18 protein-coding genes and 1 pseudogene are annotated in these 18,828 nt (G+C 46.0%); 4 read left to right on the top strand and 15 right to left on the bottom strand.

Annotated features, from left to right (window positions below):
- Nucleotides 1-6: 6 nt before the first annotated feature.
- Nucleotides 7-729, bottom strand: coding sequence for a LytR/AlgR family response regulator transcription factor (locus CK1_RS15535; protein WP_015527097.1), 723 nt, complete (start codon nucleotides 727-729; stop codon nucleotides 7-9).
- A gap of 166 nt (nucleotides 730-895) precedes the next feature.
- On the opposite strand from CK1_RS15535, the gene CK1_RS15530 reads away from it, so the two are divergent.
- Complete coding sequence (locus tag CK1_RS15530) at nucleotides 896-2,107, top strand: helix-turn-helix transcriptional regulator (RefSeq protein WP_015527096.1); 1,212 nt, start codon at nucleotides 896-898, stop codon at nucleotides 2,105-2,107.
- Nucleotides 2,080-2,334, top strand: a complete 255-nt coding sequence (locus CK1_RS15525; RefSeq protein WP_015527095.1) for a hypothetical protein — start codon at nucleotides 2,080-2,082, stop codon at nucleotides 2,332-2,334. The genes CK1_RS15530 and CK1_RS15525 overlap by 28 nt, the downstream gene beginning before the upstream one ends.
- Here the strand turns inward: CK1_RS15525 and CK1_RS15520 are convergent.
- Genes CK1_RS15520 through CK1_RS15510 form a run of 3 tightly spaced genes read right to left on the bottom strand, consistent with a single transcriptional unit; the run spans nucleotide 2,331 to nucleotide 7,917 of the window.
- Complete coding sequence (locus CK1_RS15520) at nucleotides 2,331-3,110, bottom strand: hypothetical protein (protein ID WP_015527094.1); 780 nt, start codon at nucleotides 3,108-3,110, stop codon at nucleotides 2,331-2,333. The genes CK1_RS15525 and CK1_RS15520 overlap by 4 nt on opposite strands.
- A complete protein-coding gene (locus CK1_RS15515) occupies nucleotides 3,107-4,381 on the bottom strand; it encodes a DUF5716 family protein (protein ID WP_015527093.1) in 1,275 nt (424 codons plus the stop codon). The genes CK1_RS15520 and CK1_RS15515 overlap by 4 nt, the downstream gene beginning before the upstream one ends.
- On the bottom strand, nucleotides 4,378-7,917 hold the full coding sequence (locus CK1_RS15510; RefSeq protein WP_306288985.1) for a DUF5717 family protein: 3,540 nt from the start codon (nucleotides 7,915-7,917) through the stop codon (nucleotides 4,378-4,380). Before CK1_RS15510 ends, CK1_RS15515 begins: the two co-directional genes overlap by 4 nt.
- 181 nt (nucleotides 7,918-8,098) lie before the next feature.
- On the opposite strand from CK1_RS15510, the gene sigK reads away from it, so the two are divergent.
- Nucleotides 8,099-8,728, top strand: coding sequence for an RNA polymerase sporulation sigma factor SigK (gene sigK / locus CK1_RS15505; protein ID WP_110102496.1), 630 nt, complete (start codon nucleotides 8,099-8,101; stop codon nucleotides 8,726-8,728).
- A gap of 54 nt (nucleotides 8,729-8,782) precedes the next feature.
- Here sigK and CK1_RS15500 read toward each other — a convergent pair whose 3' ends face one another.
- The 9 genes and pseudogenes from CK1_RS15500 to mtaB form a co-directional block, all read right to left on the bottom strand.
- A complete protein-coding gene (locus tag CK1_RS15500; RefSeq protein WP_015527092.1) occupies nucleotides 8,783-10,006 on the bottom strand; it encodes a peptidase U32 family protein in 1,224 nt (407 codons plus the stop codon).
- Nucleotides 9,966-10,658, bottom strand: coding sequence for an O-methyltransferase (locus tag CK1_RS15495; RefSeq protein ID WP_021652340.1), 693 nt, complete (start codon nucleotides 10,656-10,658; stop codon nucleotides 9,966-9,968). Before CK1_RS15495 ends, CK1_RS15500 begins: the two co-directional genes overlap by 41 nt.
- Nucleotides 10,655-11,059 (bottom strand): endolytic transglycosylase MltG, encoded by a 405-nt coding sequence (locus tag CK1_RS15490; protein WP_015527091.1) that lies wholly within the window; start codon nucleotides 11,057-11,059, stop codon nucleotides 10,655-10,657. The genes CK1_RS15495 and CK1_RS15490 overlap by 4 nt, the downstream gene beginning before the upstream one ends.
- A gap of 11 nt (nucleotides 11,060-11,070) precedes the next feature.
- A complete protein-coding gene (locus CK1_RS15485; RefSeq protein WP_015527090.1) occupies nucleotides 11,071-11,409 on the bottom strand; it encodes a YlbF/YmcA family competence regulator in 339 nt (112 codons plus the stop codon).
- Between the two features lie 4 nt (nucleotides 11,410-11,413).
- A complete protein-coding gene (locus CK1_RS15480; protein ID WP_502685114.1) occupies nucleotides 11,414-13,333 on the bottom strand; it encodes a ribonuclease J in 1,920 nt (639 codons plus the stop codon).
- On the bottom strand, nucleotides 13,330-13,599 hold the full coding sequence (locus tag CK1_RS15475; RefSeq protein WP_059086846.1) for a DUF1292 domain-containing protein: 270 nt from the start codon (nucleotides 13,597-13,599) through the stop codon (nucleotides 13,330-13,332). The genes CK1_RS15480 and CK1_RS15475 overlap by 4 nt, the downstream gene beginning before the upstream one ends.
- A gap of 92 nt (nucleotides 13,600-13,691) precedes the next feature.
- On the bottom strand, nucleotides 13,692-14,144 hold the full coding sequence (gene ruvX, locus CK1_RS15470; RefSeq protein ID WP_015527088.1) for a Holliday junction resolvase RuvX: 453 nt from the start codon (nucleotides 14,142-14,144) through the stop codon (nucleotides 13,692-13,694).
- A gap of 1 nt (nucleotide 14,145) precedes the next feature.
- Nucleotides 14,146-14,418 (bottom strand): IreB family regulatory phosphoprotein, encoded by a 273-nt coding sequence (locus CK1_RS15465; protein WP_015527087.1) that lies wholly within the window; start codon nucleotides 14,416-14,418, stop codon nucleotides 14,146-14,148.
- A gap of 185 nt (nucleotides 14,419-14,603) precedes the next feature.
- A pseudogene (gene mtaB, locus CK1_RS15460) lies at nucleotides 14,604-15,931 on the bottom strand (tRNA (N(6)-L-threonylcarbamoyladenosine(37)-C(2))-methylthiotransferase MtaB).
- 133 nt (nucleotides 15,932-16,064) lie between these two features.
- On the opposite strand from mtaB, the gene CK1_RS15455 reads away from it, so the two are divergent.
- Nucleotides 16,065-16,301: an HPr family phosphocarrier protein gene (locus tag CK1_RS15455; RefSeq protein WP_015527084.1), complete on the top strand. Its 237-nt coding sequence runs from the start codon at nucleotides 16,065-16,067 to the stop codon at nucleotides 16,299-16,301.
- A gap of 165 nt (nucleotides 16,302-16,466) precedes the next feature.
- Here CK1_RS15455 and thiI read toward each other — a convergent pair whose 3' ends face one another.
- Entirely contained in the window at nucleotides 16,467-17,648 is a 1,182-nt protein-coding gene (gene thiI, locus CK1_RS15450; protein WP_015527083.1) for a tRNA uracil 4-sulfurtransferase ThiI, read from the bottom strand.
- Nucleotides 17,649-17,672: 24 nt separating this feature from the next.
- A complete protein-coding gene (locus CK1_RS15445; RefSeq protein WP_015527082.1) occupies nucleotides 17,673-18,827 on the bottom strand; it encodes a cysteine desulfurase family protein in 1,155 nt (384 codons plus the stop codon).
- Between the last annotated feature and the right edge of the window lies 1 nt (nucleotide 18,828).

Below are 18,828 nucleotides of genomic sequence, written 5' to 3'. Positions count from 1 at the left end.
GAGCTGTCAAGAGCAAACCTTCTGCTCTGCCAGATAATCTTTGTATTTCTTTCTGGCCGTTTTCAGATATGTTCTGGAAATTGGGATTTCCGTCTGTCCGACCACAAAACTGTTCTTCTTAAGTGAAGTTACCTTCTCCATGTTGATACAAAAGCTCTGATGACATCTCAGAAAGCTGCTGTCTGACAGCTGTCCCGAAAAATCCCCCAGCCTGGCCCTGCAGCTGATCTTTTTTCCATCGGTAAGATGAAATGTCACACTGTGAAGACTACTGGATATATATGCCAGATGATCGTGCTGCAGTGTATAAACCCGTGTCCTGTAGCGAAAATACAGCGCTCTTCCGCCTTCACGCCTGCACACCTCCAGGATATGTACCAGAACATGTTCCAGTTCTCCACTTTCAACCGGTTTGACCAGATAGTTATAGGCAAACACTTCAAATGCTTCTTTATAGAATTTCTCATTCTCTGCCACCAGCACAACCGGGATATAGTGTCCTTTCAGGCGCATTGTCCGTACAGTTTCCAGACTCCTGCCCTGATCACCATCCAGTCCCAGAAATATCAGATCGCAAATCTTGTGTCCCTCTGCCAGTCCTTTCAGAAGACTCTCTCTGGTCCGATACAGAAGGAGCTCTGCATCAGGGACCAGTGTGGAAAGCTGCCTGTACAGCTTCTGTGCATCCTTTCGTATTTCATCACATATCGCGATCGTCATCACTGCCATTGCCGTGTTTTCCTCCCTCATGCTCTTTCTGATATTAACATTTTATTTTCAAAGAAAGACCTGCGCAATATGTGCTTCTAATTGTGCCTTGTTTTTTACAAATTATTGCAATTCATGATCTGTTTTCGTATAATAATGTCATATAAGCACCAAAAGGAGTACTACTATGTCTGATTTCAGCGACAAATGCCGGGAATACCTAAAGGATACAGGAGAAAACGTTTATCAGTTATCTGCTTCTTCGGGACTTGACCGTACCTCGCTACAACGTATGATCACAGGGAAACGTCTTCCCGGTATTGATTTTGTGCGCCAGTTCTGCGATTCCCTCCGGATCAATCCTTCCCAACGCAGGGAACTGATGGAATTATATAAAATAGAAAAAATCGGAAAAGAAATATATTACAACCGCAAATATATACAGGAGCTTCTGGGTGTTATCAGCTCCCAGCAGGTCATTTCCCGGGAGGGTTTTCTCAGGCTTCCATCCTTTCCCTTTTACCGTGGAACTTTTTCTCTTGATGTGGAAAAGAAGGTCCTGAGCCTTTTTGAGGACATCCTGTCTTCCGGTTCTTCTGAAACGATCCGTACCAACCTTCCGGCCAACTGCCGGCTTCTTGTACAGATCTTTTCCCATCTTTATCCCAAATATGAGAAACTGCCACCGGTGATCCAGATCCTGCCGCTTCACCAGAACCCGTCCGCCTCACCGGATTACAACATGAATCTGGAAACCTTTCTCTGCACACTCCTTCCGATCCTGTCAGGTTTTGTGGGCTACCAGCCATATTATTACTATACTCAGACAGGCCGAGAGTTTTCCAGCTATGAACTGTTTCCTTTTTTCTTACTCACTGAAAAAAAGCTGCTGCTGTTATCCTCGGATATGATGACCTGTATTTTTACTGAAAATCCGGAAGCGATCCACGCATATCAACAGGAATTCCGGCGGGTTCTTGAGAATTCCAGCCAATTCTTCCTGCAGTCGGATTCTCCGGACAGGATCCTTAATATCTTTGGTTCTATCATGCAGACAAAGATCTCAACAAATTTTGCACTGGAATCTCATCCCTGCCTTGCACTGATGTCCTATGGTCAGGGCTTTATTCAGTCATTGTTTGATAACAGGGATATCGATCTTTCCGATCCGGTCTATACCCAGCTGGCAGCGGTTCTGAACCAGACTTCCTTTTCTTTTACAGAAGCTGCCTTTTCCTGCAATTATTTTACACTGAGCGGGATCCGGAAATTTGCCCGTACCGGACTCCTTGACGGACCTTATTCCTACCATCAGACCCCTCTTCCGAAAGAAGAACGAAAAAAGCCCTCAAGCATCTTCTTGACACAGATATGGGACATGAAAAATGCAGGATCCTGAAGCCTTCCGTACTTCCTGAAACCGGGATCCATCTGGAAGTTCTGTCTGACTATTCCGTTTTTCTCTGCTTTCTTTCCGAAAAGGATACTTTTCTCTGTATCTATCTGAAAGAGACCAGTATCGGACAGGCCCTGAATGATTACCTCTGTTCCCTGTCTGAGGAAGAATCCGTATATACAAAAAAAGAAGCCCGGCAGATCCTGCTGGGACTTCTTGAACAGCTTTAAGAGCCGGTACTTCTGTGATATTCTCTTGTGAGATCCTCCAGGATCCTGTCGGTTTCTCCGGATGCGATATGCTGCTCCGGGAGACCGGCAAAGCTTTTCAGAGCCTGGTCTGTTTCCTGCCTTACCATTTCATCTGTCTTCAGATCTTCCTGTCGTTTCCTGTATTCTTCTTCACTGTGAACACTGCGGTAGGCCAGAAGATAAACCTTCAGCGCTTTCTCTGAATGATTCTCCTTCCATGCTTTCCAAAAGCAATCCAGCGCTTTATCCATCTGGAACAGGTAACTGTATGCGCATCCCTGATTATGCAGGATCCTTTCACGCATCTCTCCGGTGATTTCTTTCCCGCCATGCTCCAGAAGCTTCTGATAAACACGGAGTGCATTCACATACATCCGATTCTCCATCAGCGCATCACCTTTGCGTTTCTCCCGTATTTCTTCAGGTTCACGTTTTCTGGCTTCAATGCGCCCGTTTAAGGTCTTAAGCTCTTCATAAGCCAGATAATTGATCTCTTTAAATATCGGATACAGTACTTCTTCAAGTCCGGCCTCTCTTCCAATATAAGGTTTCAGCTTGGCCGCAAGCTTCGGAAGCTCCAGTTCTTCCTCCAGCCAGGTACAGAGCTTACTGCTGATCAATGAGCTGTCCACAAGATAAAGATTGTTATAAAGATAATAGCAGAGTTCTTCTATAGAATAGATATTGGTACTGATATTTTCGATATAAAACGGCTTCTCTGCCTTTTTTACCTGACATAAAATATATCCGCTCATGCCTGCTTCCTTTCTTCCTGCTCATCCCATCGTACCAGTTCCCTCCAGATCTTCCCACTGGAAGGATACATTTCGCCAAAGCCCAGATCCTCTACTGTGATCTCACAGTCTCTCGGCGATACGTATTTCAGCGTGAGGGAAAGCCTTGAAGTCCGATTAGGCCGCTTTGGCAGACCCTCAAGTGCCATGGCCACACGTTTCTTCTCGGTTTCTTCCGGAATACTTACTACAAATACCAGTTCACTGGTATCATCCAGGATCAGCTCGCAGGATGCACTGCATTCATACCAGTTGCTGCCGCTTTCGATCAGCGAATAGTAAGCCGGAGAGCCCATCACCCGCATATCCATTCCTACGTCCGCAGTCACCAGCGAATCACTTAAATAGCGGTAACCTTTGAGTTTTTTATCCTCCAGCCTGTCCTTACCGGCTATACAGGCTCCCTTTGCAAAAAGATTGTTTCCGTAAAAAACCTTCCGTCCCTGATGACACAGAAGCTTTACAGACTGCTGTGCCCACTGCTGGTCAAATCCTTCTCCCGTGATCTGCACACTGGAGAAGAGCTCTTTGCCGAGAGTCTTACTGATAAAACGGTAAAATTCCACATCACGGATCTCTTCTTCCGGTTCAAGCTTTGTACTGACCGGATCCTCCAGTTTTACAAGCACCGGTCTGGAAGAGCCGTTGATGGTCAGCTTCCGGAAAGTTACCGTATCGCCTGCAAAGGCATACCAGCCTACACTTCGATTCCAGGTTTCCCGTTTCTGTCCCAGTGCATAATAATAAAAGCTCTCGCCATAGTCCATAAGCATATATTTCTCACGGGAAAAACCTGCAAGGCTGCAGGCCTTCTGATAATTCCGTACCTGAAGTGTACTAAGCTCCGGCGATGTGATACAAAGGCACCGGGTATTCTTTACGATATCCTGGATTCCCAGAAATTTCAGGATTCCCCTTAGAAAATGTGCCAGAAGCTCTGCCGGCTCTTTTTCCTCTCCTGCCACCTGGATCTTTTCTTCCTTCTGACAGATATCATAAATATTTCCGATCATGATCCCGCCCTTTTCCCTGGCAAAATACTCTGCTTCCAGGCCTACGCAGTAATCACCGTGATCGGTACGATAGCAGATACAGCCCGGAGCTTCGTACTGACTGGCTCCTACTTTCATGGAAAGAGAACGGGCTTCTTCTGCTTTTCTGTCATAATAACAGATCTGTGTGTATTCTTTTCCAATATCAATTCCTATGATCAAGTCACGAATTTCATTCATCTTTCCGGTTCCTTCTCTATGACAAACATTTCATTAACGTACTGTTCCTGCCGGAGATACTGTGCCAGCTTCTCCTTCACTTCCGTGTCTTTCTCCAGTTTCCTTGCACAGAGTATCTGATTGATCAGCTGATATTTGCTGGATGCCTGGTCATTACTCTGGCTCATGGTCAGTATTTTTTCTTCCGTTTTGTGTACACCGGTTTCATCTTCTGTCTGGAAATAATATCGCAGAGTCTCTCCATAAAACAATGTAAATGCTCTGGCAAAAATTCCCTCATAGACATTTTTGAGCGGTTCACTTTTATAGTCCGGTACAGTTCCAAGTCCTGTATCCAGGGAATAATACAGTGTGACCAAAGTCTCCGGTGAAGTATGATACTCTACAAAAGTCTTATCATCCAGCTGATACGGTCGCAGGATACTCTGATCCAGATTCCGGAAAAACTCAAATAGCATTCCTTCCTTTACACAGGAGGAGAGGATTTTTTCCTCCATTTCCAGATTTTCTTCATCAGCAGTTTTTTCTTCGGAAAGCAGTTTCAGAAGGGTCAGGTCACAGATCCGGTCTCCGGGCCACTCCTTTTCTCTGCGATTTTTCAGATACTCCTTAAGTCCAGGCATCTCCGGCATTTCTTTTACAAACATTCCGTAAGACATCAGAGTCAGATACGCACCAATCACACTCTCTTTTCCGGAATGACGGATATATGCTTTCAGGATATCCGCACCCTCTGGCCGGTAATCCCAGTTAAACATCAGAAGAGAAAGGATCCTCTCCTCCAGATTATAGGTATCCATCTCAAACCCACAGGCACTTTTCCAGATATCCAGAAGTTCATCCACAGGTCCAAACCGGAATTTCATCAGATACATGAGGATCACTTCATCATAGATTCCCTGTCGGTATACATGAGAGGAAAGTGCGATCAGCTCTTCGTCTTCCGCACAGTCACAGCGGATGATCATACGGCTTACCAGCTTCAGAAGAGCACGCTCCTCTACTCCTTCAAATCCAAATGCTTCCACCACGCTCATAGCCTGCGGAAACAGTCCCCGCTGGATCAGGATCTCCAGAAGGGTTTTCCGGTCGACCATGGCATATTCCCGATAATCCATCATCTCCAGACAGGCATCCAGATCTTCTCCCTGCACGTGATCCCGATAATAATCCAGGATCTTTTTGCGGATCAGCCTCTTATATTCATCAGTAAACGCCGGTGAAAGGACCAGTTTCTGAAAAATTCCCAGATTCTTACGACTGATCTCCTGACCCTGACAGTAATACAAAAGCACAGCCGGTTCATCCGCCCCTTTTTCCAGCACTGCCGGAACCATCTCACGATCATCAAAAAGTGGTGTCAGATTATAATCTACCGTAGCAGCATAACGTCTCTGTTTTTCATCCTGAAATACAACGGCCGCATCTTCGCTGCAGATCCTTGGGTAAGCGATCCCATGGATACACGGATAGATTTCTTCCTGTTTCATCTGTCTGTGACGGACGATCACACTGCGAACCTTCGGATCATCCGTATACAGCCGGCAGGTAAACATTCTGGAGGCGATCACCTGCGCTTTTTCGCTGTCCGATGGTTCCCGCATGAATTCCTGATAAACAGCGGCATAATTTTCATTCATCCGGCCTTCCCGTAACTTACGGAAAGCAAATTCCTCCATGCTTTCACGATAACTTTCGTATGTCTGTGGATCACGTTCCTTCCCTGCAATGATGCATGCATACAGATAGGCACGCTTGGAATCACCGAGAGTATTGTTGTTATAGGTAAAATACATCAAAAGCGGTTTCGGCAGGACTCTCCGATAAGAAGTATCCAGTGTTTCCACATAATATTCATACAGCCGTGTGATCCGGATCCCGCGGTCCACGGCAGCGGAAAACCACTGAAAATATTCCGGTTTTCTTGGATTTCCCTTCATAATATATTTACAGATAGCTTCCACGGTATCATCCGACGGAAAGGCTTCACATCCCATGGCCATAGCACGGTACAGACTTTCGTTAAAAGCTTTCTCATAACCGGAAAGATATGCCAGGCGCATGACCAGCTCTTCCGTCAGCATCTGTTCTTTTCCTGCAAAAAGGAATACCTGGGCCCAGAACCCATTGATTCGATGCAGCAGAGACATATCTGCACAAATACTGTTCCATGCTTCCAGATACAGAAAAGGACTTGTACATCCCCGCTCAAAAAGTTCCTCCATCAGAAAGATCTTTTTTGACGGAGAAAGCGTATGATCCATTTCAAATACCAGTTTCAGAAGGATAAAGCTGTCTTCCTTCTGCATCTGGAAATTCTGTACCTTGCGGAGGGCCTGTTCCTTATCCCGGTACAGCCCGGTCTGTGTACACAGATACAGATAAATCCCTGCCAGTTCCAGTTCATTGTGATGAAAGGATTTATTCTGATAACGCTCAAGGATTTCTGAAGCCTGGTCATCTTCTCCTTCCAGATGAAGAAGATAGGCTTCCAGAAGCTGATATTCCGGATATTTCAGTCCGTTTTCGCCCATACGGTCAAGCTTCTCATGAGTAGAGGCTGTCCAGGCCTGAAAATCTGTTCTTTTACAGAGATATCCCAGGTATTCCTTCATCAGAGATATCCGGTACTGTTTTTCCAGAAGATCCAGGTTCACGGCACTCTCAGTTCCTCTGGATGCAAGAACGTGATATACCAGTTTCTGGTATGGGGTTTTTACAATGATCTCGCCGTACTGATTTCCTTTTCCAAGTTTTTCCTGGCGGATCACATAGTTTATTTCACAGGTACTTCCGATAAAATCCTCTTCTGTGACCACATGCTTGCCTGCCTCCAGAAAATCCCCGTTTACCTCAATATCTGCCCGCAAGTGTCCCCATCCGCTCCTGTGGATATAAAGGGATTCCTGAACAGATTCACTGACATCATAAAAACCGGCCTCTTCTCTGTTCAGACTCAATGTCACCTTTTCCTTGGCACCGGCTGCGATCAGAAATTCCTCCAGATGCTGATAGGTCACCGGCTGCTGTGACATTCCTGCATAAAGAGAACGGATCTTCTCACTCTGATCACTCAGGATCAGGGAAAAATGTCGTTCTGTAAAGATCCGGTAAGCCTCATGGAAATCTTCCCTTGCAATGTGCAGAAATTCTTCCAGAGAAGATACCTTTCTGCCTGCACTCTTCACCTCTTCCGTCTGTACCTGTACAGTGAACGGCAGCTTATATTCTCCGATACTGGTAGTAAAACACAGCCAGCCTTCAAAGCTCTCTCCCGGCCTCATTCCCTCTGCATCTACCCCATAAGGCATGCGCACTGTGGTTCCGGAAAAGCGGTCAAATCCCGGCACCAGTCTCCGGTCAGATGAAGTCACAAAGCCACTGATCCTGCGGTTGTCATCGGTACCGAAATAAATCTCATCCTTTGTAGTCTCTCCTGCCTTCAGCGTAGCGAAAATACAGTCCTGTGAAAACAGAAGCTCAGGCTGTTCATAAATAAATTTTCCGTTAAGAAGCTGTTCTATCCTCTTTTTCAAAATATATACTCCTCATCAATATACACTGATTGTTGTCACTCGTATTTTATGATTATACACCAGATCAGAATGTGACGCAACAGGTGTTCGCCTCTGTCCTTTTTATAAAGTTTCTGTTGGAAAAGCACGAAAAGCACGTCCGGCTCATAAGCTATAAGGAAATCCCCTTTGAGGTGAACCCTTGAAAACCTTTCTGAAACCGCTTTCTTTTGCGGAAGAGCAGTTCTATCTTCTACAGCTCCAAAGGGGCGATCCGGAAGCAAAAAATATCCTTATCGAACACAATCTCCGCCTCGTAGCACATGTTGCAAAAAAATATCAGGGATGTGACGAGGATCAGGATGATCTGATCTCCATAGGCACCATAGGTCTGATCAAAGCCATTTCCACCTTTGATCCCAGCCGGACTTCCAAGCTTTCCACTTATGCTGCACGGTGCATTGACAATGAGCTTCTCATGATGTTCCGTGCCCGCAGGAAACGTTCCAGAGAAGTTTCTCTCTATGAACCCATCGGCACAGACCGGGAAGGCAACGAGATCAGCCTTCTCGATATCATTGAAAGTCCACCCGTTGATGTTGTGGATGATTGTTTCAAAAGGGACAGCATTTCCTATCTTCTCCGTTGTATCCGGACAGTACTCTCCCCAAAGGAATACCAGGTGATCTGCTGCCGCTACGGTTTGAATGGTCAGGAGCCACTGACCCAGCGAGAGATTGCTGAAAATCTCTCCATCAGCCGCTCCTATGTATCCCGTATCGAAAAGAACGCTCTTCGAAAACTCCGTACTCTTTTTCCTGAAAATCAGTAAAGGGGAGAACGTTCTTTTCGTTCTCCCCTTTACTCTCTTATCCACCCTTTCGGATCATTCACCTCTTCGGAGAATATCAAATACCTCCGGCATCTCAGTCAGTTTCACATAGATCCTCTGCTGAGCATGTGGTGCACTCTCCATAGCTTCGCCCTCTTCATTATAAATGGCTTCCACTGTGACCGGAATATTCCTTCCGTCCGGTTTCATGATTTCGATGGTCTCTCCTACAGAAAACTTGTTTCTCTGTGTCAGTCTTGCCAGACCTCTCTCATCGATCTCTTCTGCAAATCCAAGATATGTGTATTCTCTTACATATGTGTTGCTGTCATAGATCTGGGTATTCTCATCCGGCTTTCCGTAGAAAAATCCGGTGGTAAACTGACGGTAGGTACAGTTTGAGATCTGCTCCTGATACCACGGCATATTTGCATGATATTTTTCCGGACTTTCCATACAGTCATCAATGGCTTTGCGGTAGGTTCTTGCCACTGTTGCCACATAAAGAGCTGTTTTCATACGTCCTTCGATCTTCAGGCTGTCAATACCGCTTGTAAGGATATCTTCCATATGTTCTACCATACAGAGATCCTTGGAATTAAAAATAAAAGTTCCTCTCTCATTTTCAAATACCGGCATGTATTCTCCCGGACGCTTCTCCTCCACAACAGAATATTTCCATCTGCAGGGATGGGTACAGGCTCCCTGATTGGCATCTCTTCCTGCCATAAAGTTACTGAGAAGACATCTTCCGGAATAGGAAATGCACATGGCGCCGTGGATAAACGTTTCAATCTCCATATCCTCCGGAATATGTGCCCGGATCTCCCGGATCTCTTCCAGAGAAAGCTCTCTTGCACTTACCACACGTTTGGCACCAAGGTTATACCAGAAACGGTAAGTCTCATAATTGGTATTATTTGCCTGTGTACTGATGTGACGCTCAATCTCCGGGCAGATTTCCTTTGCATACATAAAGATTCCCGGATCTGCGATGATCAGTGCGTCCGGTCCGATCTCCTTCAGTTCCTGAAGATATTCCCTTACACCCTCAAGATCACGGTTATGCGCCAGGATGTTTACTGTCACATAAACCTTTACACCATGGGAATGGGCAAATGCGATTCCCTCACACATATCTTCTTTTGAAAAATTCTTAGCCTTTGCACGAAGTCCAAAAGCTTCTCCGCCGATGTAAACAGCATCTGCACCATATATGACGGCAACCTTTAAAACCTCAAGGCTGCTCGCCGGAACCAATAGTTCTGGTCGTTTCATAAACCTGTTCTCCTGTTTTTACACTTACAGCCGCTCCGTCTCCAAGAGGAAGCACCGATGTACGAAGCACCGGACTGTGAGTCAGCTGCCAGAGATATTCTCTCATTCTTTTATAGATTGTACGGTTACGCCGTTCCACAAGATAATGAGATTCAATAATATCCCCTTCCTGCAGCACGTTGTCAGATACCAGCACGCTTCCCTCTTTCATCAGTCTCAGCACGTCAGGAAGCCAGTGGATATACTGGCCCTTGGCTGCGTCCATGAAGATCATATCAAAGGTTCCGGTAAGATTCTTCAGGATTTCTCCGGCATCTCCCTCCAGAAGCGTGATCTGTGACTCTCTTCCTGCGCGCCTGAAATTATCCTTTGCGACAGGAATTCTTTTTTCATAATTCTCTATGGTAACAATTTCCATATCTTCCGGCCCATACTCACACATAAGAAGTGTGGAGAAGCCTACGGCAGTCCCCACCTCCAAAATGCGCTTCGGTTGTTTCAGTGCCAGAAGCATCCTCATAAAGCTCTGCATATCTCTCCGGATGATCGGCACCCGGTCTGCAAGTGCCTTTGTCTCCAACTCCTGCAGAAATGGAGTATTCCCCATATCCAGTGAATTGATATAGGTCTGCATGCGTTCTTCTACGATCACTGGCTGTTCGATCCTTCCTTGCTCTCTTCTCCTGACAGCACTGCAATGATCCTGGTCGGTGTATAAGCTGTACTGAGAAGGTATGTACCTGCTTTGATCTGTCCGTGATATGCGGACATTCTTTCCTGTATGGTAAATGCAAGCGCATCCTTGATAAGACCCTTCTGCTCCAGTGTCTTGCCTACTTTATATGCAGAGGCACCTTCTTTTATGACTACCGTGACCTGCTGTCCCTCTCCCGGGCTCATAGCCTGCTGGTTAAACACATCGTAGCCAAACTGATATGCTGATTTTCCAACCCAGATCAGAAATACGATAATAAAGATATATACAGCGGTTTTAAATACCCCTCCAGCCAGAAAAACGCCGGCCCTGCCAACCTTGTCTCTTGTGTCTGCCATAGTCTTTCCTCCTATAAGTCAGGAATCTGTATGTCGATCCCGTCCACCAGCGTCCTGCATATCCGCTGCATCAGTCTGCACAGCGCAAGCTCTGCGTCGAGATAGGCATTTACTTTCAGGTTCTGTCTCAGACTTGCAGACTCCTGATTGAGCTGTTCCGCAATATGGAACAGCTCATCCTTGTCTGAATGATTCTGCAGTCTGAAATTATCTCCACGGAATCTCATCACTCTGGCTTTCAGCTCAGGATCCGCTTCAAGCTGGGCTGCCTGTTTCTGATATTCCTGATATTCATCGCTTCTGTGCACAGCATCGAGAAGCTTCTCAATCTCCATGCTGATCTCATCCATGAACCTACGCCTCCATAATGATAGGCAGGATCATAGGATTTCTCTTGGTCCGTTTCCACAGATACTCTCCAAGGGCATCCTTGACCTCGGTTTTGATCTTGCCCCAGTCCGTGATATTGTTCTCCAGGCAGGAATCCAGTGCAGTTTCCACAACCTGTCTGGCATGCTCCATAAGATCCTCAGATTCTCTTACATACACAAAACCTCTGGAAACGATATCCGGACCTGCGAGAACTACATTACTGTGGCGCTCCAGTGTCATAACTACGATCATGATTCCATCTTCAGACAGGTGCTGACGGTCACGGAGTACGATATTTCCCACATCGCCAACGCCAAGTCCGTCTACGAAGATCGCACCTGTATGAACGCTTCCTGTCACCTTGGCATCCTGTCCGTCCAACTCCAGAACATTTCCGGAAGAAAGGATAAAAATATTCTCCTTCGGGATTCCCAGATCTTCCACAATGTGTTTCTGTGCAGTCAGATGACGGTACTCACCATGGATCGGAATGGCATATTTCGGTTTTACGAGGGAGTAGATCAGCTTGATTTCCTCCTGGCAGGCATGTCCGGAAACATGGACATCCTGGAAAATAACCTTGGCTCCCTTCATAGACAGTTCGTTGATGACCTTGGAAACTGCCTTTTCATTTCCGGGGATCGGATTGGAGCTGAAGATGATGGTATCGTTAGGCTTGATCGTGATCTTCTTATGGATATTGGCTGCCATACGGGAAAGTGCCGCCATGGACTCACCCTGGCTTCCTGTTGTGATCAGAACCACCTTGTCGTCCGGATAATTCTTCACCTGATCGATCTCGATCAGTGTGTTCTCCGGGATCTGCAGATAGCCAAGCTCTGACGCTACGGAAATAACATTGACCATACTGCGGCCCTCCACAGCAACCTTTCTTCCGAACCGGTATGCAGTGTTAATGATCTGCTGCACACGATCCACGTTGGATGCAAAGGTTGCAATGATGATCCTGGATGTACGGTACTCATTAAAAAGATTATCAAATACATGTCCCACTGTACGCTCGGACATTGTAAATCCCGGTCTCTCTGCATTGGTACTCTCACACATCAGTGCAAGCACACCCTTCTTGCCGATCTCTGCAAAACGCTGCAGATCGATGGCATCTCCAAATACCGGTGTATAATCAACTTTAAAGTCTCCTGTGTGTATCACGATTCCCACCGGTGAATAAATAGCAAGTGCGGATGCATCCTGGATACTGTGATTCGTTTTGATAAATTCCACAGCGAAATCCCCAAGATTGATCACCTGCCCGTGTTTTACCTCTTTCAATTTGGTAGAACGCATAAGGTTATGCTCTTTCAGTTTGTTGCGGATCAGTCCCAGTGTCAGCTTGGTAGCATAGATCGGAACATTGATCTCTTTCAACACATACGGAAGAGCTCCGATATGATCCTCATGTCCATGAGTGATCACAAATCCCTTCACCTTGGAAATATTTTCCTTAAGGTATGTTACATCCGGAATGACCAGATCGATTCCCAACATATCGTCCTCAGGGAAAGAAAGACCACAGTCTACAACTACAATACTGTCGCCATACTCAAAAGCGGTAATGTTCATTCCGATCTGCTCCAGACCGCCAAGTGGTATGATCTTAAGCTTGGATGTTGTTCTGCGGCCGGTTTTCCGACCGGATGGCCTGCCGCCGGTCTTTGCCGGCTTCTGTGTGTTTCTGCTGTTTTTTACAGCGCCACCGGCTGCTGTTTTCTTTGCTGTTGGCCGGAAAGGCTTATCCTGACGGTTTTTGCTGCCACCACGATACTGTCTTGTTCTTGATCCGGCATTCTTTTGTCTTGCTGCGGTTCTTCTGGTACCGCCTGCGGAAACTTGTACTCTGCTCTCCGCATTTTTGTTGTCATCGTTGTTCTCGCTTTTCAAAAATCGCTCCTCCATTCAAAATTCACGTCATCCAGCATCTGCTGAAAAACTGCATATACAGCCTGAAGTTCGTCATCATCCTCGACCATCTCATAACAGGCTTCTGTGCTTCCCGGAGCTGAAATATCCTTCAGAATATATGCGTCTGCTTCCTCATCCTGTGAATCGGACACCAAAAGATAAGTCACACCCGCAATATTGGTCTGCTCCTCTACGTAAAACTCAGCAGCTGTGCCGTCGTCTGACTGAAATATTATTTTTTCCATATTTAATTCTTCCTTATCCGTTCTTGTCAAGCGGATATTCACAATCCGCATTTGCTACCTAATCCGCTCAAAATATCTATTTGCGTTTCCGATCATTCTTCCACGCCTTCCTGCTGCTCTCTTCTGTATGCGGCAGCATCCAGATATCCCTGCAGGATAAAGACTGCTGCTACCTGATCCAGATACTGTTTACGGTCTTCCTTATGCACACCGGTCTCCTCCAGAGTACGGTCTGCCGCCATGGTAGTCAGTCTCTCATCCCACATAACAACAGGCAGACCCGTACGTTTCTCCAGCATTTCCTTAAACTCCAGAGATTTCTCGGCCCGCTCTCCTACTGTATTGTTCATGTTTTTCGGGTATCCCAGAACGATCTCCGTAACCTGATACTCCGAAATGATCTCTTCAATACGTGCCAGAGTACGACGAAGCTTGTTTTCCTGCTTGCGCCATACGGTTTCCACACCTTGGGCTGTCAGGCCAAGGGGATCGCTCACTGCAACCCCAACGGTCTTCGAGCCATAGTCCAGTCCCAGTACTCTCATATTACCGTTCCCAGGACTTATTCTTGATATACTCGGTGAGAAGCTCCTCTACCAGCTCATCACGCTCCACCTTCATGATCATGCTTCTCGCACCCTTGTGGCTTGTGATGTAGGTCGGGTCTCCGGACATAATATATCCTACGATCTGATTCACCGGATTGTAGCCCTTCTCATCCATTGCATTGTACACCAGATCCAGGACTTCTTTTACCTGAAGCTCCTGATCCGGTTTTGTTCTGAAATACTGTGTATTTCCCAGATTATTCTCTGCCATTGTCTCTCACGTCCTTAAAATATATTCTTTTTTATTTTAATATAAATTTACATAAATTACAATCTTAAATTTAACGAGGATTGCGAATACAAACTGTCAACGTTACTGTTCACTCCGTTCTCAGTAACACGCTTCGCAAAATATTACCAGTGAACAAACAACCTTTCAACATACGATCCCGTTCTTCACTCCACGGCTTCACCGGTCATGATATGCTCTTCAAGAAAGCCTTCTGCCTTTACGATTACGATATCATTTACGCCATAAGCTTCCGATTTCGGTACAGCAGTTTTTATATACTCCCGGCTGTGTCCCAGATACCAGGTCCGTCCATCCTTTGTATACTCTTCCTCGATCAGTACCTCCAGGTTTTTGCCAAGCATGGATTTCTCATAATCCCCTGCATGACGATGATGCAGCTCGATCATCTTCTCACTGCGGAAGGATTTCTCCGCCTCTGTCAGCTGTCCGTCCATGGCAGCCGCCTTTGTTCCCTGTCTTCTGGAATATTTGAAGATATGAGTCTCGTAAAAACGGATGCTGTCCACAAAATCATAGGATTTCCGGAATTCTTCCTCCGATTCCTGCGGAAAGCCTACGATCACATCCGTTGTCAGTGCCGGATTTCCATACACTTCTCTTAAAAGCTCACAGCGCTCTCTGTATTCCCCGCTTCTGTATCTGCGGTTCATCCTCTCCAGGGTCTCATCACAGCCACTCTGCAGGGAAAGATGGAAATGCGGGCATACCTTCGGCAGCGCCGCGATCCCTTCCGCAAATTCTCTTGTAACGATTCCCGGTTCCAGCGATCCCAGACGGATACGCCTGATTCCTTCGATCTCATGCACAGCACGGATCAGAGAAAGCAGCGTCTCTTTTTTCTCCTCCGGGAAATCCACTCCATAGGAGCTTAAATGGATTCCTGTAAGGACCACTTCCTTATACCCTTTTTCCGCAAGTGCACGGACCTCCTTCAGCACACTTTCAATATTCCGGCTTCTGACACGGCCTCTTGCATAGGGAATGATACAGTACGTACAGAACTGATTGCATCCGTCCTGAACCTTGATATATGCCCTTACATGTTCTGCTGTATGATCAATGGAAAGTTCCTCATACTCTTTTGTCTGATTGATCTTGATCACATGGGAACCATGGCCCGGTTTGTCTTCCGCATATTCGGCCAGTGCCTCCACAATATTGATCTTCTGATTATTTCCCAGAACAAGATCAATGGCTTCGTCTTTTTCCAGTTTCTCGCCACCGGTCTGTACATAACAGCCCGTTGCCACCACGATCGCTTCCGGATTCATTTTTTTGCTTTGTGGAGCATCTGTCTTGATTTTCTGTCTGCAATATTGGTTACTGTGCAGGTATTGATCACATAAATATCCGCTCCCGGCTCAAAAGGCACGATCTCATATCCCGCCTCCTCCAGAAGCTGCTGCATGGCCTCGATCTCATAGGCATTTACTTTGCAGCCCAGGTTGTGTAATGCAACTTTATTTCCCATTTTTCCTCACTTTTTTTACACTTTAACTAATTATTAAAACAATTTTTATCTCTTTTCACCTTGACTTTTTGGGTACTGACAGGTAAGATGAAAGCTGTAAAACAACAAAAATTTATCAAGGGAGGTTATTATAATGAAAACAGCTAAAATCTCACTGAATTCCATCGATAAGGTGAAAGCATTCGTAAACGAGATCAGCAAATTCGACTGCGATTTTGATTTAGTATCCGGAAGATATGTGATCGATGCAAAATCCATCATGGGTATCTTCAGCCTGGATCTTTCCAAGCCGATCGACCTCAACATCCATGCAGATGGCGCTGCTCTGGATAACGTAATGCAGATTATTTCCAAATATACAATCGACTAATCTATACTGTATATTTGAGAGGAACTGTATCGTATACAGTTCCTCTTTTTTCATGCTTTCAGAATCCTTCTGTTCTCAATGAACTCCCTTTTCCTGATATATCGGTAATTCCAGGGAACCTCTGCAGCGAGGTTCCCTGTTTGTTTTTTCTTATCTAAAAACGGATCACTGAATTTCAATGATCTCTGTGGTATTCAGAGCCGTTTCCATAAGCTCATCGATCTTCTCAGAAAGCTTCTGCTCAGAACGGCGGATCACCTTAAGATTCGGCTTTGTTACAGGATGTTTCGCTACAAAGATGGTACAGCAATCCTCAAACGGCTGAATAGAAGTCTCAAAGGTATCGATCTTTCTGGAAATACGGACGATCTCCTCTTTATCAAAGCCGATCACCGGACGATATACCGGAAGTGTGCAGACTTCATTTGTAGAAGCAAGGCTCTGTAAGGTCTGGCTTGCAACCTGTCCGATGCTCTCACCTGTGATAAGTCCGAGACAACGGTCTTTTTTAGCGAAATGCTCGGCAATACGCATCATATATCTTCTCATGATAATAGTAAGCTCATCATGAGGACACTGATCATAAATATAAAGCTGTATATCTGTAAAGTTAACTACATGGAGACGGATCGGTCCGCTGTATTTGGCTACCAGGCGGGCAAGATCCACTACCTTCTGTTTTGCGCGCTCACTGGTGTAGGGCGGTGCATGGAAATATACCGCATCGATCTTAACACCACGTTTTGCGATCATATAGCCGGCAACCGGACTGTCGATCCCACCGGAAAGAAGAAGCATGGCTTTTCCGTTTGTTCCGATGGGCATTCCGCCCGCGCCCGGAATGGTCTGGGAATATACGTAAATCTTGTCACGGATCTCAACAGAAAGATCCAGCTCCGGATGATGAACATCTACACTCGCCTCCGGGAACGCATCCAGGATACGTCCGCCAAGCTCAGCACTGACTTCCATGGAGCTGATCGGATAGGATTTCTTTGCGCGGCGTGTCCAGACCTTGAAGCTTCCGTTAAAGTCCGGATGCCACTGCTTCATATAACCCACAACATCTTCGGCAAGCTTCTCAAAGCCCTGTTCTTCATAGATCATAACCGGGCAGATGCCTACAATACCGAATACATGCTGCAGCGCATCTACAGCCTCATCGTAATCATAATTCTCCGGGCAGAATACATAAACTCTTCCCTGCTCTTTTTTTACTTCAAAATCTCCCTCGATCTTGGAGAGTGCGATCTCCATCTGATGTACGAGAGCATCTTCAAAACGATAGCGGTTTTTTCCCTTAAGGGCAATTTCCGCATATTTGATCAGAAATGCATGTACTAACATAAAAATCCCTTTCTTCTGTATTCTCTATCGACGTGCATACCTGCGCAGCATCGGAATTGTTTTTCCCAGTGCTTCCAGGCAGTAATCTACCTCTTCAAAGGTATTTTCCTCACAGAAGCTGATGCGAACGGTACTCTCCACATCCGCTCTTGAAAGTCCCATAGCTGTCAGTGTTGCACTCGGTTTTCTCTTATGACTGGAGCATGCACTTCCTGCGGAAATATATACTCCGAATTCTTCCAGTGTATGGAGCAGGACTTCGCTTCGGACTCCATGAAAAGTCACGCTCATGATGTGCGGTGCCCCTTCTCTTAAAGGCATTCCGTTGATGGTGATGTCTCCAAGCTTTGAAAGTCCCTCTGCCATCCGTTCTTTCAGGTCATAAAGGTGCTGTATTTTTTTATCAAAATCCGTATATACCATCTCTGCGGCAACGCCAAGGCCTGCGATCCCCGGCACATTGTCTGTTCCGGAACGCATGCCGTTCTGCTGTCCGCCTCCAAGGATCTGCGGCTGTACTCTTACTTTTTCGTTAATATAGAGAAAGCCTACGCCCTTTGGTCCATGGATCTTGTGGCCGCTCACAGAAAGAAGATCGATCCCCAGCTTTTTCGGATAGATACGATACTTTCCGAATGCCTGGATGGCATCTACATGAAAAAGTGCTTTCGGACTTTTTTCATGGACAAGCTTTCCGATCTCTTCTACCGGCATCACGGCTCCCACCTCATTGTTCACGTACATCACAGACACCAGAATGGTATCCGGACGAAGAGCTGCTTCCAGTGCATCCAGCTTTACAACTCCCTGATGATCCACAGGAAGAATGGTCACCTCATAGCCCTGTTCCTTCAGATAAGCAAAAGGCTGGGCCACTGCTGCATGCTCTACTGCAGTTGTGATGATATGGTTTCCCATACGCTTATTGGCTTCCACACCACCGATGATAGCAAGGTTATCCGATTCTGTTCCACCGGAGGTAAAAAGAATCTCTTTTTCATTCACTTTCAGTAATTTTGCAAGGGTCTGGGCACTTCTGCGGACATAATTCTCCGCTTCCATTCCCTTTTTATGCATGGCAGAAGGATTTCCGAAATCTTCTGTCATGGTTTTGCAGACAATATCCTTTACTTCATCGAAGCATCTCGTTGTCGCGGAATTGTCAAAATATGCTTCCATA

This window comes from Ruminococcus sp. SR1/5 (assembly GCF_000209835.1).
Lineage (GTDB): Bacteria > Bacillota > Clostridia > Lachnospirales > Lachnospiraceae > Blautia_A > Blautia_A fusiformis.
This window is presented reverse-complemented; position numbering and strand designations above follow the sequence as displayed.